General features: G+C 69.8%; 24 protein-coding genes. 14 read left to right on the top strand and 10 right to left on the bottom strand.

The features are described 5' to 3' along the window. The 4 genes from tatB to sigE form a co-directional block, all read right to left on the bottom strand. Nucleotides 1-349, bottom strand: a 349-nt coding sequence (tatB, locus tag E1161_RS25830; RefSeq protein WP_132627336.1) for a Sec-independent protein translocase protein TatB, incomplete at its 3' end; no start/stop codon positions are given. Between the two features lie 156 nt (nucleotides 350-505). After that, nucleotides 506-2,155, bottom strand: coding sequence for a trypsin-like peptidase domain-containing protein (locus tag E1161_RS25825; RefSeq protein WP_235875310.1), 1,650 nt, complete (start codon nucleotides 2,153-2,155; stop codon nucleotides 506-508). A gap of 145 nt (nucleotides 2,156-2,300) precedes the next feature. Next, the gene (locus E1161_RS25820; protein WP_207920409.1) at nucleotides 2,301-3,050 is read right to left on the bottom strand and encodes a zf-HC2 domain-containing protein; all 750 of its coding nucleotides are present in this window, start codon (nucleotides 3,048-3,050) and stop codon (nucleotides 2,301-2,303) included. Then, the gene (gene sigE / locus E1161_RS25815) at nucleotides 3,047-3,670 is read right to left on the bottom strand and encodes an RNA polymerase sigma factor SigE (protein WP_235875309.1); all 624 of its coding nucleotides are present in this window, start codon (nucleotides 3,668-3,670) and stop codon (nucleotides 3,047-3,049) included. Before sigE ends, E1161_RS25820 begins: the two co-directional genes overlap by 4 nt. Nucleotides 3,671-3,981: 311 nt before the next feature. Between sigE and E1161_RS25810 the strand changes: the two genes are divergently transcribed. Further along, nucleotides 3,982-4,599: an O-methyltransferase gene (locus E1161_RS25810; protein ID WP_235875308.1), complete on the top strand. Its 618-nt coding sequence runs from the start codon at nucleotides 3,982-3,984 to the stop codon at nucleotides 4,597-4,599. A gap of 81 nt (nucleotides 4,600-4,680) precedes the next feature. On the opposite strand, the gene E1161_RS25805 is transcribed toward E1161_RS25810, so the two are convergent. After that, nucleotides 4,681-5,820 carry an Mrp/NBP35 family ATP-binding protein gene (locus E1161_RS25805; RefSeq protein WP_132627335.1) on the bottom strand — a complete coding sequence of 380 codons (1,140 nt, stop codon included), beginning with the start codon at nucleotides 5,818-5,820 and terminating at the stop codon, nucleotides 4,681-4,683. 207 nt (nucleotides 5,821-6,027) lie between these two features. On the opposite strand from E1161_RS25805, the gene E1161_RS25800 reads away from it, so the two are divergent. Both E1161_RS25800 and E1161_RS25795 read left to right on the top strand, forming a co-directional pair. Beyond that, nucleotides 6,028-6,516: a MarR family winged helix-turn-helix transcriptional regulator gene (locus tag E1161_RS25800; RefSeq protein WP_165939941.1), complete on the top strand. Its 489-nt coding sequence runs from the start codon at nucleotides 6,028-6,030 to the stop codon at nucleotides 6,514-6,516. Then, nucleotides 6,503-6,916 (top strand): NUDIX hydrolase, encoded by a 414-nt coding sequence (locus E1161_RS25795; RefSeq protein WP_235875307.1) that lies wholly within the window; start codon nucleotides 6,503-6,505, stop codon nucleotides 6,914-6,916. The genes E1161_RS25800 and E1161_RS25795 overlap by 14 nt, the downstream gene beginning before the upstream one ends. Here E1161_RS25795 and E1161_RS25790 read toward each other — a convergent pair. Together E1161_RS25790 and E1161_RS25785 are read right to left on the bottom strand one after the other, a co-directional pair. Further along, nucleotides 6,911-7,432 carry a DUF1003 domain-containing protein gene (locus E1161_RS25790; RefSeq protein ID WP_132627334.1) on the bottom strand — a complete coding sequence of 174 codons (522 nt, stop codon included), beginning with the start codon at nucleotides 7,430-7,432 and terminating at the stop codon, nucleotides 6,911-6,913. The two genes, E1161_RS25795 and E1161_RS25790, sit on opposite strands and share 6 nt — an antisense overlap. Next, entirely contained in the window at nucleotides 7,432-8,715 is a 1,284-nt protein-coding gene (locus tag E1161_RS25785; RefSeq protein ID WP_132627333.1) for a magnesium transporter MgtE N-terminal domain-containing protein, read from the bottom strand. The genes E1161_RS25790 and E1161_RS25785 overlap by 1 nt, the downstream gene beginning before the upstream one ends. A gap of 58 nt (nucleotides 8,716-8,773) precedes the next feature. Between E1161_RS25785 and E1161_RS25780 the strand changes: the two genes are divergently transcribed. The 7 genes from E1161_RS25780 (at nucleotide 8,774) to E1161_RS25750 (ending at nucleotide 18,716) form a co-directional block, all read left to right on the top strand. After that, the gene (locus E1161_RS25780; RefSeq protein ID WP_132627332.1) at nucleotides 8,774-9,736 is read left to right on the top strand and encodes an HpcH/HpaI aldolase/citrate lyase family protein; all 963 of its coding nucleotides are present in this window, start codon (nucleotides 8,774-8,776) and stop codon (nucleotides 9,734-9,736) included. Between the two features lie 216 nt (nucleotides 9,737-9,952). Further along, nucleotides 9,953-13,303, top strand: a complete 3,351-nt coding sequence (locus E1161_RS25775) for a patatin-like protein (RefSeq protein ID WP_235875306.1) — start codon at nucleotides 9,953-9,955, stop codon at nucleotides 13,301-13,303. Nucleotides 13,304-13,501: 198 nt separating this feature from the next. Then, entirely contained in the window at nucleotides 13,502-14,020 is a 519-nt protein-coding gene (locus tag E1161_RS25770; RefSeq protein ID WP_132627331.1) for a general stress protein, read from the top strand. 506 nt (nucleotides 14,021-14,526) lie between these two features. Then, nucleotides 14,527-15,786, top strand: coding sequence for an ABC transporter substrate-binding protein (locus E1161_RS25765; protein WP_207920408.1), 1,260 nt, complete (start codon nucleotides 14,527-14,529; stop codon nucleotides 15,784-15,786). Further along, a complete protein-coding gene (locus E1161_RS25760) occupies nucleotides 15,786-16,694 on the top strand; it encodes a carbohydrate ABC transporter permease (protein ID WP_132627330.1) in 909 nt (302 codons plus the stop codon). Before E1161_RS25765 ends, E1161_RS25760 begins: the two co-directional genes overlap by 1 nt. Next, the gene (locus E1161_RS25755) at nucleotides 16,694-17,539 is read left to right on the top strand and encodes a carbohydrate ABC transporter permease (protein ID WP_132627329.1); all 846 of its coding nucleotides are present in this window, start codon (nucleotides 16,694-16,696) and stop codon (nucleotides 17,537-17,539) included. Before E1161_RS25760 ends, E1161_RS25755 begins: the two co-directional genes overlap by 1 nt. A 4-nt stretch (nucleotides 17,540-17,543) precedes the next feature. Then, a complete protein-coding gene (locus E1161_RS25750) occupies nucleotides 17,544-18,716 on the top strand; it encodes an ABC transporter ATP-binding protein (RefSeq protein WP_132627328.1) in 1,173 nt (390 codons plus the stop codon). A 247-nt stretch (nucleotides 18,717-18,963) separates the two neighbouring features. Here the strand turns inward: E1161_RS25750 and E1161_RS27415 are convergent, their stop codons facing one another. The 3 genes from E1161_RS27415 to E1161_RS25740 all read right to left on the bottom strand — a co-directional run bounded on the left by E1161_RS27415 (nucleotide 18,964) and on the right by E1161_RS25740 (nucleotide 21,201). Then, the gene (locus E1161_RS27415) at nucleotides 18,964-19,134 is read right to left on the bottom strand and encodes a hypothetical protein (protein WP_165939940.1); all 171 of its coding nucleotides are present in this window, start codon (nucleotides 19,132-19,134) and stop codon (nucleotides 18,964-18,966) included. Nucleotides 19,135-19,183: 49 nt separating this feature from the next. Further along, a complete protein-coding gene (gene corA, locus E1161_RS25745; RefSeq protein WP_132627327.1) occupies nucleotides 19,184-20,263 on the bottom strand; it encodes a magnesium/cobalt transporter CorA in 1,080 nt (359 codons plus the stop codon). A gap of 509 nt (nucleotides 20,264-20,772) precedes the next feature. Beyond that, nucleotides 20,773-21,201, bottom strand: a complete 429-nt coding sequence (locus E1161_RS25740) for an NUDIX domain-containing protein (protein ID WP_235875305.1) — start codon at nucleotides 21,199-21,201, stop codon at nucleotides 20,773-20,775. A gap of 146 nt (nucleotides 21,202-21,347) precedes the next feature. Here E1161_RS25740 and E1161_RS27410 point away from each other — a divergent pair, with 146 nt between their 5' ends. The 4 genes from E1161_RS27410 (at nucleotide 21,348) to E1161_RS25725 (ending at nucleotide 23,954) form a co-directional block, all read left to right on the top strand. After that, on the top strand, nucleotides 21,348-21,512 hold the full coding sequence (locus tag E1161_RS27410) for a cytochrome c family protein (protein WP_165939939.1): 165 nt from the start codon (nucleotides 21,348-21,350) through the stop codon (nucleotides 21,510-21,512). Nucleotides 21,513-21,539: 27 nt separating this feature from the next. After that, the gene (locus E1161_RS25735; RefSeq protein WP_132627326.1) at nucleotides 21,540-22,112 is read left to right on the top strand and encodes a PH domain-containing protein; all 573 of its coding nucleotides are present in this window, start codon (nucleotides 21,540-21,542) and stop codon (nucleotides 22,110-22,112) included. A gap of 82 nt (nucleotides 22,113-22,194) precedes the next feature. Continuing rightward, nucleotides 22,195-23,067 (top strand): PHP domain-containing protein, encoded by an 873-nt coding sequence (locus E1161_RS25730; protein WP_132627325.1) that lies wholly within the window; start codon nucleotides 22,195-22,197, stop codon nucleotides 23,065-23,067. 35 nt (nucleotides 23,068-23,102) lie between these two features. Further along, nucleotides 23,103-23,954, top strand: a complete 852-nt coding sequence (locus E1161_RS25725) for a RecB family exonuclease (RefSeq protein ID WP_132627324.1) — start codon at nucleotides 23,103-23,105, stop codon at nucleotides 23,952-23,954. The last annotated feature ends 134 nt before the right edge of the window (nucleotides 23,955-24,088 follow it).

The raw sequence follows: 24,088 nt of genomic DNA, 5'->3' as shown, positions 1-24,088 counted from the left end.
CTGCTGGGGAGTGGCCGTTGGTGCTGGTGGGGGCGGAGCCGTTGAGAGGGGAGGAGTTCTTCTTGAACTCCTCGAACGGGTTCTCGCCGTCCAGGAGGTGGTTGGTCACCGCCGTGCGCGGGTTGAAGTTGCGGACGCTGCGGAGCTCGTCGAGCGGCTTCTTCAGCTCGTCGAACTCCGGGCCGATCTCCGACCGGATCTGCTCGCGGGCACCGGTCGCGTACTCCTTGACCTGGCGGACCGCCTTGCCCAGCCACGCCGCACCCTCGGGCAGCCGCTCCGGGCCGAGCACGAACAACCCGACCAGCGCGAGGATCAGGATCTCGGGCCAGCCGACGCTATCGAACACCTCTCGACTCCTCTGGGATCCTCGTGGCTCGCGAACCGACGCCGAGCTGCCGACATCGCCAGCGTACCGACCGGGTGATGCCGGTCGAAGGGGGGAACTGGCGCAACTTCGCGCCGTGTCCTCCCGGTGGCTGGCTGTTCATGCCGTCGTGATCGGTCATTTCAGCGTCACGTCGAGCACCAGCTCGCGGCCCTGCCGGACCACCGTCACGGGGACGCGGTCGCCGACCTGGTGCCGGTCCACTGCCACGATGAGTTCGTCGGCGCTACCGACTTTGCGGTCGCCGACCTTGATGATCACGTCGCCTTCGGCCATCCCGCCACCTGCGGCGGAACTGCCGTCCTGCACGTTCTGCACCTGAGCGCCGTCGGCCAGCCCGTCGCTGACGGACTTCACGTTGACCCCGAGGTCGGCGTGCCGGACGGTGCCGGTGCGGATGAGCTCCTGCGCGATGCGCCGGACGTCGTCGATCGGAATCGCGAATCCGAGTCCGATCGAGCCGCCCTCGCCGCCCGAGCCGAGCGTGCGGATCGCGCTGTTGATGCCGACCACCGCGCCCGACCCGTCGACCAGCGCGCCACCGGAGTTGCCCGGGTTGATGGCCGCATCGGTCTGGATGGCGTCGATGACGGCGTTGGTGTCGGTGCCCTCCCCGGCCAGCCGGACCGGTCGGTGCACCGAGCTGACGATGCCGGTGGTGACGGTGCCCGCCAGGCCCAGCGGCGAGCCGATCGCGATGACATCGTCGCCGACCCGCAGCTCGTCGGAGTCGCCGAGCTGGGCCACGGTCGGGTTCGAGACCTCGACCTTGAGCACCGCGAGGTCGGTCTTGACGTCCCGGCCCACGACCCTCGCCGGGGCCCGGGTGCCATCGTGGAAGACCGTCGAGACCTGCGCGTTCGGCGTGTCGGCGGCCATCGAGACGACGTGGTTGTTGGTGACCACGTAGCCGTTGCCGTCGATGACCACGCCCGAACCGGAACCGCCCTGGCCACCGATGCGGACCTCGATGGAGACCACCGTCGGAACCACGCGCTGCGCGACCTGGGACACGGCGCCGCGCGGCCGGTCGCCCGAGCCCTGATCGACCTCGGCGAGCGTGACGTCCGGGTTGACCAGCGGGTTGCCCTCCTCGGCGGTGATCCGGCCGAGGAAGCCGCCCACGAGGCCGACCAGCAGCGCGACCACGCCGAGGATCGCCAGCGCGCGTGGGTGCACGCGATGGCCGAAGATCACTTCCCGAGCGCTGAGCAGCGGTCCCCGTTCGCGTTCGCCGTCGTCGTCGGTCTGCTCCTCGGACACCGCGGGCGGGCCGAGGACCGCGCCGGCCGCCGGGTCCCGCCACGGGTCGCGGTCGCCGGAGTTCCACAGCGCCGGATCGGGTTCGGCCTCCGGGGTCATGGGTGTCTCGCCCGGCGCGCGTTGCAGCGGGTCGCTGATCTGCGGCGGGCGGCCGAACGCCTGCACCAGCGCATCCGGCGGTGGAGGTGCCTGCTCGATCCCGCGTGTGGGGAGACCGTGCTCGTCGGGATCGAAGCTGCCCGACACGCCTTGGGGGCGGGCGAAGGCGTTGCGCTGCGACGGGTCGACTTCGGGCCGATCCAGGGGGCGCGGCTGGAGCCGATCGGGGGTTTGCCCGTTGCTGTCATGGGACGGGGCGGGAGCGAATCGGTCCGCGGGCACGCCGCGGCCCGCCATGGCGCCGCCCTGCCACGGGTGGACCGGCTCTGCCCCCTGCTGACCTCGTGCAGGACCGTCCCGGCGCGCGTCGGGACCCTGCGCGGGCGTTCCTGGCTGGTCGCTCATCGCTCCCCGGGCGGTCCGATCGGGCTCGTCGCTTCGAGTGGATCACACGGGCGCGCAGCCCGCCTCACCGGCATGGTGCCGAGGAACCCATCTTGCCCGCAGCTCGGTGAAGTCCGCGTGGAGTGGGCGCGAAATCGCCAGCCCGCTACTCGGCGGGTGGCGCGGTGGACGCGGGAGCAGGCGGAGCCGACGCGGATGGTGCAGGATGGACCGCTGCGACCTGCGGTTCCGGCGGCGCGATCGAGCTCGTCGGGGCGCTCTCCGACGGCAGCGCGGTGTTGCCCGCGGCCGGGATGACGGCGTTGGAGAAGGCTCCACCGGGAAGCGGCACGGGAGCGCCCGGCAGCGGATGCCCGTCCTCGTCGGTGATGGGCAGGTTCATGAACGCCAGAGCACCGAGCACCAACCCGGAGAACACCACGCCGGCGCCCTGCTTGGTGCGGCGGGAAGCCCGCCGGTCGGCGGAGCCCTCCGGCGGGTCGTCGTAGGAGGTGACGCGTGTGCCCAGCGGCTGCTGCGAGCCGCCGAGCGGCGTGGAGGACCCCAGCACCGGTCCGCTGCCGAAGCGCTTCAGGCGTTCCGGCCTTGACACGGTGACGAGCTGGCCGTCCTCGGTCAGAGCGAGGTTCTCGGGCTGTGCGGGGAGTTCGGCGCTGGAGGGGATGGCCTGCAGCGCCTGCAGGAGCTCCGGCGAGACCGACGGGGTGTCGGCCGCGCGGACCGCCGCGCGGGCCTGCCGCTGAGCAGCGGCGTCCGCCGTGCACGCGGGGCATCCGGCCAGGTGGGCCACCGCGCGGTCGTGGGCGCTCGGGCTGAGCTCACCGTCGACGAACGCGACGAGAGCGTCCAGCGCGAGGTGCTGCTCGGGCAGCCCCCACCCCCGCAGAACCGTCATCCGTCAATCCTCCCGGCTTGTTCGCGGCGCGCTTCGAGCGTGGACTTCAGCATCTGGCGCCCGCGGTGGATCCTGCTGCGCACAGTACCCAGCTTCACGCCCAGGGTGGTACCGATCTCCTCGTAGGAGAGGCCCTCGACGTCGCAGAGGACGATGGCCGCGCGGAACTCCGGCGGCAGCTGGTCCAGCGCCGCCTGCAGGTCGGGATCGAGGTGGGTGTCGTGGAAGACCTGCTCCGGCGTCGGACCGCCACCCGGCAACCGGTCGGTGTCCTCGGGCAGGCCTTCCATGCGCAGGCGGGACCTGCGGCGGGCCATGTCCAGGAACAGGTTCGTGGTGATCCGGTGCAGCCAGCCCTCGAACGTGCCCGGCTTGTAGGACGCCAGGGAGCGGAACACCCGGATGAAGGTCTCCTGGGTGAGGTCCTCGGCGTCGTGCTGGTTCCCGGACAGGCGGTAGGCGAGCCGGTAGACCCGGTCCGCGTGTTGCCGGACCACTTCGTCCCAGCTGGGCGGGGTCCAAGCGGCTTCCTCCGCGCCGGGCGAGACGGTGCTCGGCGTAACGCTCTTCTCGTGGGACCGGTCGGTGCCGGGGGCCACGCTCATCGGCTGTGTTGCCATCGGGCGAAAAGCCACCTCCTGTGGGCTTGCATCTACCAGAACGACTGGGGCGGGAGCGTTGTTCCTGAGCCCGCTCGCCGGTGAGACGCCGATGGGTGTTGTTCTACGACGGCTACTGTCGCCCTCCCCGGTGATACCGGCATGAAAGCGGCCTGAGAAGGGCCTGAGAGTCTGGGTGAGGCTGCTCTCACCCACTCGGCCCCACGCCGTTGATCACGCTGCGTGACGGGATGTCGCGCATGGAAACGGCCGTCTAACGATGTCGTCCGGACGCATCATCCGCAGGCGGAACGCCGATAACCTTTCACGTTGTGATACCCGAGAGGTCGGTGGCCCGCTACTCGATGAGCGGCTTCGAGGTGGGCGAGCAGGAACGTGCCCGCCCGATCGGCGATGGTCCGCAGGGCCAGCCGGTCGGTGCGTCGTCGCTGCACGTCCTGCAGTTCCTCGCCGCCGCGCTGCGGGCCAAGGCCGTCGTCGAGATCGGCACGGGGTCCGGGGAGAGCGCCCGCTGGTTGCTCCGCGGGATGGTGCCGGAAGGCGTTCTGACCTCGATCGACGCCGATCCGTCCAACCAGCGCACGGCCATGGCCGCGCTGCGCGAGGAGGGCATCGCGCCCGCGCGCACGCGGCTGATCAACGGGCGCGCGCTGGAGATGCTGCCGCGCTTCACCGAAGGCGGCTACGACCTGGTCTCGGTCGGCGTCGCCAGCACCGACTACCCCGCTTACCTGGAGCTGGGTGCGCGGCTGCTGCGGCCCGGCGGGGTCATCGTGTTCGCCGGAGTCCAGCTCGGACGGGAGCGCGACAACCGCAGCGCGCTGGCAGCGGCCATCCGCGCGCTGGTCAAGGCCGTGCAGGACGACGAGGACCTGGTCCCAGTGACGTTGCCGACCGGCCCAGGTCTCCTCGCCGTCGCGAAGCGCTGACGTCTCATCGTCGAGAGGTCGCTCTGGCTGAGTCCCGCACCTGAGGAAGCGGCTGTCGCCGCTTCCTCAAGGAGGAAAGGCCTAGGCCGGCGATACCGACAGCAGCTTGCCCGCCAGGCCGCGGGCGCGGGTGCCGAGGCGCTTGGCGATGTCGCTGAGCGCCGCGCCCGCCGGGGAGTCCGGATCCTGCAGCACCAGCGGCTCACCCGCGTCGCTGCACTCGCGCAGCCTCGGGTCCAGCGGGATCTGGCCCAGCAGCGGCACCTCGGTGCCCAGCGCGCGGCTCAGCGAGTCGGCCACGATCTGGCCGCCGCCGGAACCGAATACCTCCATGCGCTGGCCGTCGGGCATCTCCATCCAGGACATGTTCTCCACGACGCCTGCCAGCCGCTGGCGGGTCTGCATGGCGATCGCACCGGCCCGCTCGGCGACCTCCGCGGCGGCCTGCTGCGGGGTGGTGACCACCAGGATCTCGGCGTTGGGGATCAGCTGGGCGGTGGAGAGCGCGACGTCGCCGGTGCCCGGCGGAAGGTCGAGCAGCAGCACGTCCAGGTCCCCCCAGAAGACGTCGGAGAGGAACTGCTGCAGCGCGCGGTGCAGCATCGGCCCGCGCCAGACCACCGGGGTGTTGCCCGGGGTGAACATGCCGATCGAGATGACCTTCACGCCGTGCGACTGCGGCGGCATGATCATCTTCTCGACCTGGGTGGGCTTGCCGCCGGCTCCCAGCATGCGCGGCACCGAGTGGCCGTAGATGTCGGCGTCGACGACGCCGACGGACAGGCCGCGGTCGGCCATCGAGGCGGCCAGGTTGACCGTGACGCTGGACTTGCCGACGCCGCCCTTGCCGGAGGCCACGCAGTACACGCGGGTCATCGAGCCCGGCTCGGCGAAGGGGATGCGCGGCTCCTCGGCGTCGCCGCGCAGGCTGCGGCGCAGCTCAGTGCGCTGCTCGTCGCTCATCACGTCGAGCTCGACCTGCACCGAGGACACCCCGTCGACGGCGGAGACGGCGTCGGTGACCCGCTGCGTGATCGTCTCGCGCATCGGGCAGCCTTGGACCGTCAGGTAGACCCCGACCTCCACCGCGCCGCCGTCGCCGATGGACACGCCCTTGACCATGCCCAGGTCGGTGATCGGCTTGCGGATCTCCGGGTCCTCGACCTTCGTGAGGGCCTGGCGGACGGCTTCCTCGGTCGGTGCGGACTGCGTACTGGTCACGGTTACCTCGACAAGCGTTGGTGAACGTGGTGGGAACGGGAACGAATCCCGAACCCGAAGGGTCTCACACCCGTGTTCGGCAGTTCCCATGTTACGGACGAGTAGCCCACGAGGGGCAACGCCATCGCCGCCGGTGGGGCCGTTACTCGGTGTGCTTGACCGGGGGCGCTGAGGAGTCAAGGGAATGCGGACAGTAATATCCGTCACGTGGCCGAGACGGCTCTTGACCGATTACCGACTCGAAGCGAATTGCTGGCGTACCGCAGCTTCCTGCGCGCACACGCCCGGGTCACGCGCTGCCTGGAAGGCGATCTGATCGCCGAGCAAAGGCTGACACTGGCCGCCTACGACGTGCTGGAAGCGCTGACCGAAGCGCCGGAGCAACGACTCCGGATGACCGAGCTCGCCGATGTCGTGCTGCTCTCCCGCTCGGGGGTGACCCGACTGGTGGACCGGCTCGAAAGGCTCGGACTGGTGCGCCGCGTGCGGGTCGACTCGGACGGGCGCGGCGTGCAGGCGGTGATCACCGAACGGGGTGAGGCGCGGCTGCGGATGGCCGCGTCGACCCACCGCCACGGTGTCGCGCGCTACTTCCTCAACGCCGCCGACGGCGAGCTGGAGACCCTGGTGCGCGCCTGCGAACGCCTGGCGGACGGGGGTGTGCCCTCGCCTCCTGGTCAGCGTGCGCAAGCATGAGCGGGTGAACTCCCCGATCAAAGCGGTCGGCCTGGTGCGGTACGTGGACCAGCGGTTGTTGCTGGTGCGCTCCCAGGACCAGGTGGCCTTCTACCTGCCCGGCGGCACGATCGAACCGGGCGAGACCGAGCAGCACGCGCTGCACCGCGAGGTCGCTGAAGAGCTCGGGGTCTTCCTGCGCGAACCCGAGTTCCTGGCCCGCTACCGCACCGACGCGGTCGGGCGCGGCGACGGCGTCCAGGTCGATCTCGCCTGCTACACGGGCGCTGTCGACGGCGAACCGGTCGCTTCGGCGGAGATCGCCGAGCTCGGCTGGTTCACCCGTGCCGAGTACGCCGAGCACCGCGTCACGGCTCCGGCGATCGTCGAGCTCTTCGCCGATCTCGAATCCGGGCTATGAGGTGTGCCCCCGGCCCGTCCGGGCCCTGCGCTTCTCCTGCGGGCTCTCCAGGCCGGGGATCTCCTCGCGGAGGCGGTCGAGCTCGCCGCGGATGTAGTCGCGGGTGGCGACCTCTCCGATGGCCAGCCGCAACGCCGCGAGTTCGCGCGCGAGGTAGTCGGTGTCGGCCTTGGTCTGCGCCGTCCGCGCCCGATCCTCCTCCAGCGAGACCCGGTCGCGGTCGTCCTGCCGGTTCTGGGCGAGCAGGATCAGCGGCGCCGCGTACGACGCCTGGGTGGAGAAGCACAGGTTCAGCAGGATGAACGGGTAGGGGTCCCAAGCGAACCCGACCGCGAGCAGGTTCACCGTGATCCAGGCGATCACGAGCACCGTCATCCAGAACAGGAACTTGCCGGTCCCGAGGAACCGGGCGATGCGCTCGGAGAACCGCCCGAACAGCTCCGGGTCGAACGAGACGTTGATCCGACGTTCGGCGCGGGGCTGGTCCAGCCGGCGGTGGGTGAGCAGCTCGGGCATCAGCGGGCCTCCTGGGACGTCGGCTCCTCCGGTTCCCGGTCGGGCAGGCCGCTTTGCCGCCACCCTCCGGGGAGCAGGTGGTCGAGCAGGTCGTCGACGGTGACCGCCCCGATGAGGTGCTCCTCGTCGTCGAGCACCGGTCCGCAAACCAGGTTGTAGGCGGCGAAGTAGCGGGTGAGCTCCGACAGCGGCGCCAGCGGCGGCAGGCTCGCGAGGTCGGTGTCCAGCGCACCGGCGACCAGCGTGGACGGTGGTTCGCGCAGCAACCGCTGCAGGTGCACGCATCCGAGGTAGCGGCCGGTCGGGGTGGCGCTGGGTGCGCGGCAGACGAAGACCATGCTCGCCACCGCGATCGGCAGGTCCGGGTTGCGGGCCATCGCCAGAGCTTCGGCGATGGTGGCGTCCGGGGTGACCACGAGCGGTTCCGGTGTCATCAGCCCGCCAGCCGTGTCGGCGGAGAACTCCAGGAGGCGTTTGACCGGCTCGGACTCCTCCGGGGCCATCAGCTCCAGCAGCCGGACCTTGTCGATCTCGGGCAGTTCGGCGAGCAGGTCGGCGGCGTCGTCGGGGTTCATCGCTTCGAGGACGTCGGCGGCGCGCTCGTCGTCGAGGTAGGCGAGAAGGTCCTTCTGATCGTCTTCGGGGAGCTCTTCCACGATGTCGGCCAGCCACTCGTCGTCGAGCGCTTCGGCGACCTCGTAGCGCCGCTTGCTCGGCAGCTCGTGCAAGGTGCTCGCGACGTCGACCGCGCGCATCGTGTCGAACATCGACAGCAGCTGCTGCACGCCCTGCGGGCTGCCGGTGACCTCGGCGAACTCCAGCCCCTCCACCTGGTCCCAGTCCAGCACCTTCGTCGGCCCGCGCCGGCCCAGCCTGCCGGTGCGCTCGCGGACCGCGAGCTTGGTCAGCTGCCAGTCGCGGGTGCGGGTCTGCTCCAGAGCGGAGTCGACCAGCACCGCCGAGGCCGACTCGATGCGCACCTGCGCGTCGAGCAGCTCACCGAGCACCAACATCTCGTTGGGCCGCTTGGTGAAGGCCCGCAGGTTCACCGAGCCGGTGGTGAGTGTGACCGCTGCGGCTTCGATGCGGGTGACCCGCAGCATGGGCACGAAGATCCGCCGCCGGGTGGGCAGTTCCACGACCAGGCCGAGGACGCGCGGCGGTTGCCGCCGGACGCTGAGCGCGGCGACCACGTCGCGGACCCGCCCGATGGGTTCGCCGTCCGGACCGAACACGGGCAGTCCTGCCATCCGAGCGGCGAAGACCCTGGTAACGGCCACCATGTCGATCAGGCTAGGTACAACCGGCCCACCTCGCCGGACGGCGTGGTAGACACCTGGCATGAGCATGGTGGAAGGTGCGCGGCGCAGCTGCCTGGCGGTGCCGGGGTCGAGCGCGAAGATGATCGACAAGGCTCGCGGGCTGGCGGTCGACCAGTTCTTCCTCGACCTGGAGGACGCGGTCGCCCCGCTGGCCAAGGCCGAAGCGCGGGACCGGATCGTCGGCGCGCTCAACGAGGGCGGCTGGGACGGCAAGGTCCGGTCGGTGCGGGTCAACGCGCTGGACACCGAGTGGACCTACCGCGACGTGGTGACCGTCGTCGAGGGTGCCGGTGCCGAGCTGGACTCGATCATCCTGCCGAAGGTCTCCACACCCGATCACGTGCGTTGGCTCGACCTGACGCTCTCGCAGATCGAGCGCGCGCTGGGCCTGGAACCCGGACGCATCGGCATCGAGCCGCAGATCGAGGACGCGCGGGGGCTGGTCGAGATCGACGCCATCGCCACCGCATCGCCCCGGGTGGCGGCGCTGATCTACGGGCCGGCCGACTTCATGGCCTCCATCAACATGCGGTCGCTGGTCGTCGGGCACCAGCCGCCCGGTTACGACGTGGGCGACGCCTACCACTACGCGCTGTTCCGCATCCTCACCGCGGCGCGCGCGGCCGACGTGCAGGCCATCGACGGCCCGTACCTGCAGATCAAGGACGTCGACGGGTTGCGCGCGGTCGGCGGTCGGTCCGCCGCGCTCGGTTTCGACGGCAAGTGGGTGCTGCACCCGGCCCAGGTCGACGCGGTCAACGAGCTGTTCTCGCCGCGCCAGGAGGACTACGACCACGCCGAGAACATCCTCGACGCCTACGAGTGGCACACCTCTGCCGCGGGCGGCAAGCGCGGTGCGGCGATGCTCGGTGACGAGATGATCGACGAGGCCTCCCGCAAGATGGCGCTGGTCATCTCGGGCAAGGGCCGTGCCGCCGGGATGTCGCGCACCGACCGCTGGACTCCGCCGGGAAGGCAATAGCTCGGGAGTGCGGACGTGGCCGCTGCTCAGGTGTGGGATGCCGCGGGTTCTCCAGCGACGCCGCTCCACCCGGGGGGTGGACATCGGCGTCGCGGCGTGCTCGCCACGAATGCAACAGGAGTGACCCACGGAGTCCACGGAGCCGGGCGGGTTCGGCTACCCGCATCCTGAGCAGAGCACCCCCGCACCACCTCTTCACCCGGTACGTTCGTGATCGTGGATGACGGTGACGAGCTGCGCCTGGCGCTCGCCATGCGCGGTGGCGCGAGCATGGTGGTGTGGATCGGCGGAGCCGTCGCCGAGATCAACGCGCTCCGCGAATCGTTGGACGGCGCCGGGAAATCCGAGCACCCGTGGGCCGCGCTGGCGCGGCTGGCCGGATACCGGTCGGTGAGCGTCGACGTGCTCGCCGGGGCCTCGGCCGGTGGTCTCAACGCCGCGCTGATGTCGGCGACGCTGGTCTACGGGATGCCGTTCGAGCGGATGCGGCGGACGTGGATCCAGCTGGCCGACCTGGAGGCGATGGCCCGGCCGGTGCCGAAGTTCTGGCAGGGCGGACCCGCGTCGCTGCTGGAAGGCGACGACTACTTCCGCGCCGAGCTCGCCCGGGTCATCCGGGACAACGCCCCACCCGCTGAGCAGCAGCCGGGCCGCCGGGCCGACATGCTGCTCGCCGCGACCCTGCTGGATCCGCTGGTGGAGCCGCACTACGACGCCCGCGTCGGGCCGATGCCGCTGGAGCGGCGGGCCGCGCGGCTGACCTTCCACCACGAAGGCCGCGCGGGGGAACCGCTCTCGGACTTCGGCGACCTCGACGACACCGCGCTGCGCCTGGCGCACGCCGCGCGCGCCACCTCGTCGTTCCCGTTCGCCTTCGAACCCGCGGAGGTGCGCTCCGGGCCGGGCGAACCACCGGCCGGCGAACCGAACATGCTGGGCCTGTTCTCCGAAACCCGCGCGGGCACAACGCCGTTCCGGGTGATCGACGGCGGGGTGCTGGACAACATCCCGGTCACCGCCGCGATCGAGGCGATCGCCCAGGCCCCGGCCGACCGGCCCACCCGGCGCTTCCTGCTCTACCTCAACCCCGATCCGGTCGTCTCGCACGGGCAGCGGCGCAGTTCGGGACGTGCGGTGCCGGTGACGGCCGCGGCCCTGCGCGGCCGGTTCACCCAGGAATCACTGCTGTCGGACCTCGACGAGCTCGCCGAGCACAACCGAGCGGTGGACGGGAACGCGTTGCGCCGCAAGGCCTTGTTCGCCCCGGTGCGCGAACGTCCCGAGCGGTTGGCCGAGCACGTCGCGTTCGTGGAAGCCGATCACGCGGTGGTGCGCGCGGAACTCGACGCGCAGGCGGTGCACGCGCTGCTGACCGACCCGTCGGGTTCGGAGGACGGCACGCTGCAGCCTCCGGTGATCGGTGACCCGCTCGCGGAGTGGTCGGCGCGCACCCGCGACCTGCTGCCCGACCGGCTCACGGCGCTGGCTGGTCAGGCAGGTCCTGGGGTCTTCGACGACGCGCACGGGCTGCGCACGGCCGTGCAGGAGTGCCTGGGCTGGTCCTGGGACATCGAACGATCCGCGCAGGTCGGCGCGTGCAAGGCGCAGCTGTACCGGCTGCGGGCATTCGCCGGCGTGCTGGCCGGGCACGCCGACCGCTACTGGATCAACGGCGCGCGGCTGGAACCGATCGTGGAGACCGCCGAGCTCGACGACTGGATCCGCAGGGTGCAGCGCCGCCGCGAACGCCTGCAGCACCGGCTGCCCTCGCCGATCGAGCCGCTGCTGGGTGCGGTGCTGCGCGCGGTCTCCGACGGCAACGGGTTCCAGCAGGCGCTGGCCGAGTTCGCCGCCGAACTTCAGTCCATAGTGGAGTCATCGGGTGCGGACGCGGCCCCGGACGCCGACGGGGTGGACGCGGTGGCGCGGGCCCGGGAGGTGCTGCACGGCATCGCAGACCGGCTGGCCGAAGAGGCTCCCGCGAGACCGGAACCCGTTGCGGCCGAACAGGTCGGGTACGCGCTGCTGGAGACCACCGGACGCCGCCCCGAGGTGCTGCGGCAGCTCGTCGTGCTGACCGCGCCGCTGGACGTCGGCCGCGCTCCGACCACGCGCATCGACCTGCTCCGCGTGGTCAGCGACGAGCACACCCCGTTGCCGTTCACCGCGATGCGCCGCGACGGCGCGCTGCGCATCGAGGACAAGATCCGCGGCCTCGACCTCGGCAGCTTCGGCGCGTTCCTGTCGGCGAAGTGGCGCGCCAACGACTGGATGTGGGGTCGGATGGACGCCGCCGCCACGCTCGTCGGCATGCTCGCCGACCCGCAACGCCTGGTGCGGCACGGCGACCCCGAGCGGCTGAGCGAGGCGCTGCGGGCCGTCGTCAGCAGTCCGACCGAGGCCGAACTCGGTGCGCTCGACGAACCCAGGGCCGAGCGGTGGCGCGGGTTCCTCGCGCAGGTGTGGGCGCGCCACGCCGAGGAGGTCCGCGCCGAGCTCGACGCGATGTTCACCGCGCCCGACGACCAGCACCCGCTGACCGAGACCCGCGCGCTGCTCACCGAGCGTCTGCAGTGGACGATCGCGGCGGTGGAAGTCCCGCACGTCGAGTCGGTGCCGACAGGTGCGGCCCCGGACGGCGGTGCCGAGACGGTGGTGCCGGACCCGGCCGAGCTGTCCCGATCGGTGGAGAGCTTCGACGTCGGCCGCCAGCGGGTCCGCGACCTGGGCGAAACGCGCCTGCTGTCGCTGGCCACCCGCTTCGGGCTGCTCGGATACCGCGCGGCCCAGCCGTCCGGGGGCGGGGTCCTGCGGTTCCTGGCTCGTGCGGCGATGGCGCTGGTCAAACCGCTGCCGATGCTCGTTGCGCTCGCGGTCGCCGCGCCGAGGCGAGCGGCGCTGCTCGGCTTCCTCACGGCCCTCGTCTTGACGATCACCGCAGGTGGCGCGATGTTCGGCCCCGGAGGTGGTCCCGCGACGCTCCTGCTTCCAGGTGACTGCCCGCCGCGAGCGGCGTGCATGGTGGGGTCGCAGTCGCAGACCAGCTGGCTCACGGTGATCGACTTCTCCGGTGCCGACGTCGTCGACTGGGCTCCGCTCGCAGCGCTGCTGGTGCTGGTGTTCGCGATCTGGGCCGGCCGCTGCATCATTAGGCCCTTCGGCAGCGGACTCGCGCGCTGGGCACCGGCGCTCGTGGTCTGCGCGCTCCTGCTCGCCGCGGCGCTGGGCGTGCACAGCACCGGCCTGCGCCTCGGCCCGATCGGGGTCGTGCTGGCCGCGACCGCCCTGACCTGGGTCGCCGCGGTGGCCTACCGCGTGCCCGCCAGGATCGGCGCGGCGCTCCTGACCCCGCTGGTCTCGCTGGGTGTGCTCTGGCTCGTCGGCGAGGACCGATCGGACGTCGGCACTTGGCTGAACCTCACCGCGCTGGCCCTGGCCTACGTCCACGTCCTCTACGCGAGCACCATCGACGTCCTCAACCCGCGTCCCAGGCCGACGTCCGCAGCTCCGGCCACGCCCGCGGGCTCCCGCCAAGAACCCAGCGCCGACCTCGCACCGCGCACTTGACGCAGGTCAGCGCCCCAACCCCCGACCGCATCGCCCTGGCCACCGCCCCGAGGACGACCACCCGCCCTCACCCGAGCGGGGTGGGTATCGGGTGCGCATCAGTGCGGGGGCGTTCATGATCTCGGGGGGATGCTGCGAGGTAGCCTGGTCGTAGGGGCGGTTCGTCCCCGGATCTGCAGTTCAACGGAGGTGTCAGCGGTGTCCAACCCCTTTACCGGCGCGAGCCGGCCGGCGCCGGGCACACCCAACCTGCCCACGCCACCCACCGGCTGGCCGATCGGTTCCTACAGCAAGTACGAAGAAGCGCAGCGGGCCGTCGACCACTTGGCCGACAGCGACTTCCCCGTCCAGGAAGTCACCATCGTCGGCGTCGACCTGATGCTGGTCGAGCGCGTGACCGGCAGGCTGACCTGGGGACGGGTGCTCGGCGGTGGGGCCGCCTCGGGCGCGTGGTTCGGTCTGTTCGTCGGTCTGATCATGGGCATGTTCACCCCGCAGGGCAGCTGGATCGCCCCGGTGCTGGCCGGTCTCGGCGCGGGCATCGTGTTCGGCCTGGTCTTCGCCGCCGTCGGCTACGCCTCCACGCGCGGCCGCCGGGACTTCTCCTCGGCGAGCCAGCTGGTCGCAGGGCGTTACGACGTCCTCGCCCAGCCCAAGCACGCCGAGCAGGGGCGCGACCTGCTGGCCAAACTTTCCATGCGCCCTCCGGCTTCGTAGGTCGTTTCCCTGGTCGCTTCGCTGGTCGGTGCAGGTAGCGGAACCTAGAACGCCGTCTGGTCTCCGTGCGCCACTCCTGATGTCTTCCGCGCGCCCCGAGAGGTGGCATCGCGTCGCGGCGTACTCGCCAGACGAGGTCTCGGAACCCGCGGCGGTGCGAGGTGCGTGAGTGGTCTTCACGGCTCGCGGCTCCGCCGCTCCCGCCGAATCGAAGAACCCTCCCCCGACCCCTACTGCTGGGCCGTCAGATCGTCTTGGTTTCAACGAAACCCCTGCTCCGGCCGCCGAAACGGCTAAGTGATCCGGCGCTGATGGGGGAACGGTTGCATCGGTCGTTCACCGGTTCTTCACGGGTTGGCAACAAGGCGCGAGAGTGCTTGCCCTCCGTGATCATCCGGCCTTAGCTTTCCATCCACCGGCTGACCGCCGGTGGTCGTGGTGCGACGGAGCGTTGGCGGAATCCCCGGAGCTCGGTCGCGTTGGCGACCAGGGCACCGGAAGGACTGATGGTGGAAGTTCGCCGCACTCGTACGGCGGCATTGCTGGGCGCGTCCCTGGTGTGCGCGTCGGCGTTGACCGCATGCGGCCAAGCCGCAAGTGCCAACACGATCAACCTCTACAGCGCTCCCGAGGAGAACCTGCAGCACAACGTCGACCGCTGCAACGCCAAAGCCGCAGGCAAGTACGACATCGTCTACCACAAGCTGCCCCGAGACGCCGACGGCCAGCGCGAGCAGATGGTGCGCCGCCTCGCCGCCGGGGACACCGGCATGGACCTGCTCTACCTCGACGTCACCTGGACCGGCGAGTTCGCCGAGGCTGACTGGGTCCGCGAGTGGACCGGTGCGGACAAGGCCGAGGTCGAGCAGGACACCCTGCCCGGACCGCTGGAGACCGCGACCTGGCAGGGCAAGCTCTACGCGGCGCCGAAGAACACCAACGTGCAGCTGCTCTGGTACCGCAAGGACCTCGTCGCAGGAGCGCCCAAGAGCTGGGGCGAGATGATCTCGACCGCCCAGCGCCTCAAGCAGGAGGGCAAACCGCACTGGATCACCCTCACCGGTGCGCAGTTCGAGGGCCTGTACGTGCACTACAACACGCTGCTGGAGTCCGCGGGCGGGCACGTGATCGGTGAGGACGGCAAGACCGCAGTCGTCGACCAGGGCGCGGTACGGGCGCTGGAAGCCCTGCGCGACCTCGGCAACGCGGGGGTCACCAGCCCCGGCATGAACAACGCCGAGGAGGACGACGCGCGGCAGGAGTTCGAAACCGGCCAGTCGGCCTTCGAGCTCAACTGGCCGTTCGTCTACGCCTCGATGCAGGAGGAGAAGCCCGAACTGGCCGCGAAGGTCGGCTGGGCGCGCTTGCCCGGCCTCGACCCGAACGTGCCCAGCAAGTCCACCATCGGCGGCGCCAACTACGCGGTCAGCAGCTACTCCACCAAGCCGGAGCTGTCCTTCGAGGCCGCGAAGTGCTTGCGCGACAGGGAGAGCCAGAAGTTCTCCGCCATCAACGACGGCGTGCCGCCCACCAGCGAGTCGCTCTACTCCGACCCGCAGCTGCAGGCGGAGTACCCGATGCACGAGACGATCCTGCAAGCCCTCAAGGACCCGGGGATGCGACCGGTGACCCCGGCCGCGCAGAACGTCTCGACGGTGCTGTCCAACATGCTCAGCCCGATCGCCGAGATCGATCCGCGGGCCACCGCCGAGCGGATGCGCCGCGAGGTGCAGAACGCCCTGGAATCCAAGGGAGTGATGCCCTGATGGCGACCACCACCATGGGCCCCGTGAGCGACGGCAAGCGGGCCGAACGCCGGCTCGGCATGCTGCTGGCGGCCCCGGCCGCGCTGGTGATGATCGCCGTCACCGGCTGGCCGATCCTCTACGCGTTCTGGCTGTCCTTCCAGCGCTTCGACCTGAAGTACCCGGACCAGCGCGAGTTCATCTGGTTCGACAACTACATCACCGTGCTCACCAACACCTACTGGTGGAGCGCGTTCTGGGTGACCGTCCTCGTCACCGCCGTGTCGGTGCTGGTCGAGTTCGTGCTGGGCATGTCGCTGGCGCTGATCATGCACCGGGCGCTGGTCGGCAAGGGACTGGTGCGCACCGTCAGCCTCATCCCGTACGGCATCGTCACGGTGGTCGCCGCGTTCAGCTGGCGCTACGCCTGGACCCCGGACACCGGCTACCTGGCCAACGCCATCGCCCCCAGCGGGGCTCCGCTGACCGAGTACGGCAGCGCGCTGGCGATCGTCGTCGTCGCCGAGATCTGGAAGACCACGCCGTTCATGGCGCTGCTGCTGATGTCAGGGCTCGCGCTGGTGCCCGACGACCTGCTCAAGGCGGCGGCGATGGACGGAGCGGGTGCCTGGCAGCGGTTCGTCAAGGTCATGCTGCCGGTGATGAAGCCGGCGATCCTCGTCGCGCTGCTGTTCCGGACCCTCGACGCCTTCCGCGTCTTCGACCACATCGTGGTGCTCACCGGGGGAGCGCAGGACACCTCGTCGGTGTCGGTGCTCGCCTATAACAACCTCATCAAGGGCCTCAACCTGGGCATCGGATCGACGATGTCGGTGCTGATCTTCATCGCGGTCGCGCTCATCGCGTGGATCTTCGTGAAGCTCTTCGGCACCGCGGCCCCGGGCAGCGAAGAGAAGGGGAGGGGCTGATGGCCGGCCTCGGCGGGACACCGACGCCCGCGCGCAAAGCCAAGTGGGCCGCGCTCAACGTCATCGTGGTGGCCTACGCGCTGCTGCCGGTGCTGTGGATCCTGTCGCTGTCGTTCAAGACCTCCGACACCCTCTCCGACGGGAACCTCATCCCGCGCGAGTGGACGCTGGAGAACTACGCGGCGATCTTCTCCACCACCGAGTTCACCCGCGCGCTGCTGAACTCCATCGGCATCGCGCTGATCGCCACGGCGATCGCCGTCGTGCTGGGCACCATGGCCGCCTACGCCATCGCCCGGCTCGACTTCCCCGGCAAGCGAGCGCTGGTCGGGGCGTCTCTGCTGATCGCGATGTTCCCGCAGGTCTCGCTGGTCTCGCCGCTGTTCGACATCGAGCGGACCGTGGGCCTGTTCGACACCTGGCCGGGACTGATCCTGCCCTACATCACCTTCTCGCTGCCGCTGGCCATCTACACGCTGTCGGCATTCTTCCGGGAGATCCCGTGGGAGCTGGAGAAGGCGGCCAAGATGGACGGCGCCACACCCGCGCAGGCGTTCCGCCGGGTGATCGCCCCGCTGGCCGCGCCGGGCGTGTTCACCACCGCGATCCTGGTGTTCATCTTCTGCTGGAACGACTTCCTGTTCGCCATCTCGCTGACGTCGACGGCGAACTCGCGAACGGTTCCGGTGGCGCTGCAGTTCTTCACCGGCGACTCGCAGTTCGAGGACCCGACCGGGACCATCTCCGCCGCCGCCGTGGTGATCACCATTCCGATCATCCTGTTCGTGCTGTTCTTCCAGCGACGCATCGTGTCCGGACTGACCTCCGGCGCAGTGAAGGGGTAAGCAAGTGGCCGACATCGTGCTGGACAAGGTGACCAAGCGCTACCCGGACGGGGCGCTTGCGGTCAACGAGGTCGACCTGGAGATCGCCGACGGCGAGTTCGTGATCCTGGTCGGACCGTCGGGTTGCGGGAAGTCGACCACGCTCAACATGATCGCCGGGCTGGAGGACATCAGCGGCGGCGAGCTGCGCATCGGCGGGCAGCGGGTGAACGAGCGCGCGCCCAAGGACCGCGACATCGCGATGGTGTTCCAGTCCTACGCGCTCTACCCGCACATGACCGTGTTCGAGAACATGGCCTTCCCGCTGAGACTGGCCAAAGTGGACAACGCGACGGTGAGGGGCAAGGTCACCGAGGCCGCGAAGATCCTGGACCTGAGCAACCACCTGGACCGCAGGCCGGCCAACCTCTCCGGTGGTCAGCGGCAGCGGGTCGCGATGGGCCGTGCGATCGTGCGCAGCCCGAAGGCGTTCCTGATGGACGAGCCGCTGTCCAACTTGGACGCCAAGCTGCGGGTGCAGATGCGCACCTCGGTGTCGAAGCTGCAGAAGCAGCTGGGCACCACCACCGTCTACGTCACCCACGACCAGACCGAGGCGATGACCCTCGGCGACCGGGTCGTGGTGCTGCGCGGCGGCGTGGTGCAGCAGGTGGGGCCGCCGCAGCACCTCTACGAGAACCCGGCGAACCTGTTCGTGGCTGGCTTCATCGGGTCGCCGGCGATGAACTTCGTGCCGGTGGAACTCGCGGAGGGGAAGCTGCGCAGCGCACTCGGCGACGTGCCGCTGCCGGAGAGGCTGCGCAAGGCCGCGGAGGCCGCCGACGCGCCTCGCGACCTGGTGCTGGGCATCCGACCGGAGCACTTCGAAGACGCCGCGCTGGTCGACGACGCGGTCAAGAGCAGGGGGGCGACGTTCACCGGTGAGGTGGACGTGGTCGAGGAGATGGGCTCGGACAAGTACGTCTACTTCACGCTGCAGGGCGCCAAGGCCAGCAGCGCGGAGCTCGACGAGCTGGCCGCCGACAGCGGCAGCTCCGAGGTCCCCACCGACGACGGCCAGGTCGTCACCCGCCTGTCGGTGGAGTCGCGGGCCCGGGAGAACTCCGAGCTCTCGGTCTGGTTCGACACCGACAAGATCCACCTGTTCAACCCGCAGACGGGCGGGACGATCAGGTAGCGCACGAGAGGGGACGGTTCTCCGGCCGCGAGGCGTGGAGCAACCGTCCCCTTCGCGTGCTTATCAGAGCTGGTTCGCGATGAGCACGAACTCCGTGGCGATCCAGCCCGCGATCAGCGCGACGAGAAAGGTGAGCTTGCTGGAGAGCAGGCGAGTCATAGCGGTGCCTCCCTACGTGAGAACGAGGTTCTGGTTGCTGCAGATCCGTTTTCACGATGTGGCCCGCGGTCTACCCGGGCATGTGCCGTCAGCGCGCGCAGGCGCTCGGCGCGGGGACCACGTCCCACATCGCGCCGGGTTTTCGCTGCACCCAAGCGGAGTGCCGGAACAACTTCTCGGCGATCTCCCGGCGAGACACGGGACTTCGTCTCGCGGTGAGGAGTCGCAGTTGGGCGGGCGCGGTGTTCGACGCGTGCATGTCGGACCTCCTCACTTCACGTACGACATCGGTTCGAGCGCCAGAATCGTTACAGCCACTTGTTCTTCCGGAAGATCTTGAACAAGACCATGCAGGCGATGAGCATCACGACCATCGCCATCGGATAGCCGAACTTCCAGCCGGTTTCGGGCATGAAGTCGAAGTTCATGCCGTAGATCCCGGCGATCATCGTCGGCGTGGAGATGATCGCGACCCAGGCCGAGATCTTGCGCATGTCGGTGTTCTGCTGGAGCGTGATCTTGGCGAGCGTGGCGTCCACCAGCGTGGTCAGCAGCTCGTCGAAGGCGCCCACCATTTCCGAAACGCGTGCGAGGTGGTCCTCGACGTTGCGGAAGTAGGAGCGCACGTCCTCGGCGATCATCGGCGTGTAGCCCTCGGCCAACCGCTGCATCGGCTTCGACAACGGCTGCACCGCCCGCCGCAGCTCCATGACCTCGCGCTTCATCAGGTAGATCTGCTCAGCGTCGATCTTGGTCCGGGGCTCGAAGACCTCGGCCTCGATCTCGTCGATGTCGTCCTGGAACGCTTCGGTGACGTCCAGGTAGTTGTCCACCACGGTGTCGGCCACCCCGTGCAGCACCGCTGACGGGCCCAGCGCCAGCTGCTCGGGGTCGTCCTCCAGCCGGCAGCGCAGGTCGCCCAGTTCGGCGTGCTTGCCGTGCCGGACGGTGATCACGAAGTCCCGGCCGAGGAAGACCATCAGCTCACCGGTGTCGACGATCTCGCTGGTCGCGGTGCGGGTCTCGGTGTCGGTGTAGCGAACCGTCTTGAGCACCATGAACAGCGTGTTGTCGTAGCGCTCCAGCTTGGGCCGCTGGTGCGCGTGCACCGCGTCCTCGACCGCGAGCTCGTGCAGCCCGAAGGTCTCGGCGATGCCGTTAATCTGCTCCTCGGTCGGCTCGTGCAGCCCGATCCAGACGAACCCGGTTCCGCGCCGGCGGACCTCTTCGATCGCGTCGGCGTGGTTCCAGGTGCCGTCCAGCCGGTGGCCGTCGATGTAGACGCCGCAGTCCACCACGTAGGCGGACACCGGCGCGGGCTTGCGAGCGATGGGCTGGTCCGCGCGACCGTTGCGGCTGCGCAGGCCGAGCGAAGGCAAGTTCGGCACGACGGCCTCCAGGGGGTCCGGGGCCCAGGGACGTGCGTGGCGCGAGACCGGTGGTCCGGTCGGCGGTCGTCCGGGCAGTCGTCCGGACGCTGCACCGCGGCGGTGTCCCTCGGGCGGAGATCACTCTCGCTTGCGGGGTCTCACATCCCGGCCGGGCCCCTGACGGGCCGGAACCAACTCGCTCAGATCAGCGACGGGCCTTCTCGGCGGGGATGCGGTTGGTACTGCACGGAAGCGCGCTGTCGGTACTACTGCTCACGATCCCTCACCTCCCGAAGGTCATCCACCACAAGGGGCGGGCACTGCATCAGCCAACCGGGAACCATACTCCGTCCGGGTGGGCTACTGACAACCGCGTCGAACTCACATCACAGGTCGCAGCGTTTGGCACGAACGCGAAAGCGGACCAGTCGACTAATCCGGGCACCCGCGAAGGGCTCCACTCGGGGGGTTGATCCACCGATCGTCACGTACTCCGTCGGAGACGCGTAACCCGGCGGCATTCCCACTCACTCCTCGCGGGGTAAACAATCCCACGACGTGAGGGCGTCGGCCAAACCGGCGGCGAGCGCTCCACTTCGTTCGAGTGTGGCGAAAGTCGCACCGTCCGCCCACATTGCGTCGGCGGCGTCATCACCAGCGGAAAGATCCCACTCACTACTCCAGCAGGAGTAGTCGAGGATCTCGAAGGTTCCGCGCGGAGCGGGCCGCTCGACCCGGCCGATGAGATCACCGACCGTGACGACGAGTCCGGTTTCCTCGAAAACCTCGCGCCGTACCGCCGAATGATCGGATTCTCCGTGCTCCACCCGGCCCCCGGGTATCGACCACTTGCCCCTGCCAGGGTCGTTGGCTCGTTTTACCAGGCACAACCTGCCTCGGGGGTCGAAAATGAGAGCTCCGACGCAGCGGATCACGGGATTCTCGGATACGATCATCGACACGGAGGGTAGTTGGTCCGGGCCTGCCCGGAAACGACTGACCCAAGTGCGGTACAAAGCTGCCGTAATGGGGCGGAGTGCGGTACAACGGATCAGCAGGCGCCTGTGCTACTCAAGGGCTTTTTCGGACGGGGTGCGTCACAGTGAACATGAAGAAAATCCTCACCTGGGCAGTGGTTGCTTTCCTCCTGTTCTTCTTGTTTTCCGCGCCGGACCAAGCCAGCAATGTCGTGAACGGCATCCTGGCCAGTCTTCGTGGGGCTGCAGAAGCTGTCATCACCTTCATGCAGAACCTCTTCCAGGGATAAGGCGAGAATCGCGGGGAGGCGGGTGCGTTGTTCGCTCCTAGGGATCCCGACGAGTACCTGCTGGACTCCGAACGCCGGGTGATCCGGGTTCGGCGTCACTGGGCCAGTCTGGTGTGGGACCTGTTCGAGGCGGCGGGGTTGCTCGTCGGACTCGTGCTGGTGTCGTACCTGCTACCCGCCGGCAGCTCCTGGCTGTTCCAGAACATCCTCTGGTACGCCGGTCTTGTCGTGCTGATCCGCTTCACCTACCAGGTCCTCGACTGGTACGTGGAGCGCATCGTGGTGACCGACAAGAGGTTCTTGATGACCACCGGGATCTTCACCACCAACGTGGCGATGATGCCGGTCACCAAGGTCACCGACCTGACCTTCCACCGCTCGCTGATAGGTCGGATGTTCGGGTACGGCACGCTGATCGTCGAGTCGGCGGGCCAGATCCAGGCGCTCAACCGGATCGAGTACGTCCCCAACCCGACCGAGGTCGAGGACGCGATCTCGGGCTTGGTGTTCGGTGACAAGAAGGGCCAGCAGCAGGACCGCTTCTCCATGCTGAAAGCCCGCCGCGCAGCGGTGGGCAAGCGGAAAGCGGCGAAGCTGTAGTTCTCGTGGTCCGGTGGTCCCGGCGTGGCCGGGATCACCGGCTCGAGGCATCCTCGTGCCCGGTCATGGGTCACACTGAGGTGTGCTCATCGACCTGCACGCGCATTCCACCGAGTCAGACGGGACCGACACACCGGCCGAGCTGGTGGCGACCGCGGTCGCTGCCGGGCTGGACGCGGTCGCGATCACCGACCACGACACCACCGCCGGTTGGGAGGCCGCCGAACGCGCTGTGCGCGAGCTCGGTCGTCCCGGAACGTTCCGGTTGGTCCCGGGAGCGGAGCTGTCCTGCGCCAGCCCCGACGGTCGTGGCGGCAGGGTCACCGTCCACCTGCTGGCCTACCTGTTCAACCCCTCGTCTCCCGCGCTGGTGCGCGAGCAGTCCCGGCTGCGCGCGGAGCGCCGCGAGCGGCTGCACCAGATGGCCCACAAGATGGCGTCCGACGGCTTCCCGATCGACCCCGAGGCGATCATGGCCGGGCTGCCGCCGGACTCCCCGGGCGGACGTCCGCACCTGGCGCGCGCGCTGGTCGCGGCCGGGACGGTCGCCAGCGTCGACGAGGCCTTCGCGCAGTACCTCAGCAGCAGCGGCAGCTACTACCTGCCGCGCACCGACACGCCAGTGCACCGGGCCATCGACATGATCTCCGAAGCGGGCGGCGCGACCGTGCTGGCGCACCCCTTCGCGCACAAGCGGGGGCCGGTGGTCAACGCCGAGGTCGTCGCCGAACTGGCCGATCACGGGCTCGCCGGGGTCGAGATCGACCACCCGGATCACGACGAGTCCGCCAGGGCGAAGCTGCGGGAGCTGTCCGCCGAGCTGGACCTGATCCCGACGGGCAGCAGCGACTACCACGGCACCAACAAGACGATCCGGATCGGGCAGGAGACCACGGCCCCCGACTCCTTGGAGCGAATCATCGCCCGCTGCACCGGGAGCAAGGTCATCAGCTGACCTGCTGGTCGGAGGTTCTGCGTAGTGTTGTCGGCGTGCAGCAGCAGCTCGGCCTGGAAGGCATTCCCGGGAGGCTCGTGCGGGTCACCCCAGCCCGCCTGGCGACGTGGGCGGGATGCCCTCGTCGGTACCGCATGACCTACCTCGACAGACCCGCGCCGAAACGCGGAGGGGCGTGGGCCAACGCCACGCTCGGCGCGGTCGTGCACAACGCGCTGAAGGCGTACTTCGAGCTGCGTCCCGAGAAGCGGACCCCGCAGCGCGCGGAGGTGCTGGTGCACCGGCACTGGAAGTCCGACGGGTTCGCCGACGCCGACCAGGCCGCCGAGCACCGGCGACGCGCGCAGCGCTGGGTCCACGACTACGTGGCGGAGCTGCCCGCCGACTTCACCCCGGTGGCCATCGAGCGCTGGGTGTCGGCGCCGGTCGGCGAGATCATCGCCGAGGGCCGGGTGGACCGCGTCGACGAGCGGGACGGTGAGCTCGTGGTCGTCGACTACAAGACCGGCAGGCACGGGCTGCGGGTCGACGACGCGAAGAACTCGCTGGCACTGGGCTTGTACGCGCTCGCGGTGCGCAAAACGTTGCGCCGGCGGTGCAACCGGGTTGAGCTGCACCACCTGCCGACGGGTACGGTCGCGGCCTGGGAACACACCGCCGAGTCCCTCGACGGACTCCGGGAACGCGCCGAAAGGCTGGCGGGTGAGCTCCAGGAGGCAACCGACGCACTGGAATCCGCGTCCCCGGGCTCCAGCACCGTTGCGGAGACGGCGTTCCCGGTCAGGACCGGACCGCACTGCTCCTGGTGCGATTTCCGGGCACACTGCACCGAGGGACAGCAGGCCGCACCGGATCTGCGACCCTGGTCGCTGCTGGGGGACGGATGAGCTTTCGACCGGAGGACGGGCCGATGCACGCACCAGCCCCGCAACGCCGAACACCGCCCCGCACGCGGCACATGCCGCCGGGCGACGGTGCGCGCCGGATGCCGCCGCCCAGCCCGCCCCGCGCGGCCCCCGAG

The sequence above is a fragment of the Saccharopolyspora aridisoli genome, from assembly GCF_004348445.1.
Taxonomy (GTDB): Bacteria; Actinomycetota; Actinomycetes; order Mycobacteriales; family Pseudonocardiaceae; genus Saccharopolyspora; species Saccharopolyspora aridisoli.
Note: the sequence above shows the minus strand (reverse complement) of the source record. Positions and strands in the feature narration are given on the sequence as shown.

What these genes read in the sequence shown, in the direction of transcription:
- E1161_RS25825 (WP_235875310.1), bottom strand. Translation starts at nt 2,155, where the DNA reads ATGAGCGACCAGCCAGGAACGCCCGCGCAGGGTCCCGACGCGCGCCGG.
- E1161_RS25820 (WP_207920409.1), bottom strand. Translation starts at nt 3,050, where the DNA reads ATGACGGTTCTGCGGGGGTGGGGGCTGCCCGAGCAGCACCTCGCGCTG.
- sigE (WP_235875309.1), bottom strand. Translation starts at nt 3,670, where the DNA reads ATGGCAACACAGCCGATGAGCGTGGCCCCCGGCACCGACCGGTCCCAC.
- E1161_RS25790 (WP_132627334.1), bottom strand. Translation starts at nt 7,432, where the DNA reads ATGCCCGAGCTGCTCACCCACCGCCGGCTGGACCAGCCCCGCGCCGAA.
- E1161_RS25785 (WP_132627333.1), bottom strand. Translation starts at nt 8,715, where the DNA reads ATGGTGGCCGTTACCAGGGTCTTCGCCGCTCGGATGGCAGGACTGCCC.
- E1161_RS25780 (WP_132627332.1), top strand. Translation starts at nt 8,774, where the DNA reads ATGAGCATGGTGGAAGGTGCGCGGCGCAGCTGCCTGGCGGTGCCGGGG.
- E1161_RS25765 (WP_207920408.1), top strand. Translation starts at nt 14,527, where the DNA reads ATGGTGGAAGTTCGCCGCACTCGTACGGCGGCATTGCTGGGCGCGTCC.
- E1161_RS25760 (WP_132627330.1), top strand. Translation starts at nt 15,786, where the DNA reads ATGGCGACCACCACCATGGGCCCCGTGAGCGACGGCAAGCGGGCCGAA.
- E1161_RS25755 (WP_132627329.1), top strand. Translation starts at nt 16,694, where the DNA reads ATGGCCGGCCTCGGCGGGACACCGACGCCCGCGCGCAAAGCCAAGTGG.
- E1161_RS27415 (WP_165939940.1), bottom strand. Translation starts at nt 19,134, where the DNA reads ATGCACGCGTCGAACACCGCGCCCGCCCAACTGCGACTCCTCACCGCG.
- E1161_RS25740 (WP_235875305.1), bottom strand. Translation starts at nt 21,201, where the DNA reads ATGATCGTATCCGAGAATCCCGTGATCCGCTGCGTCGGAGCTCTCATT.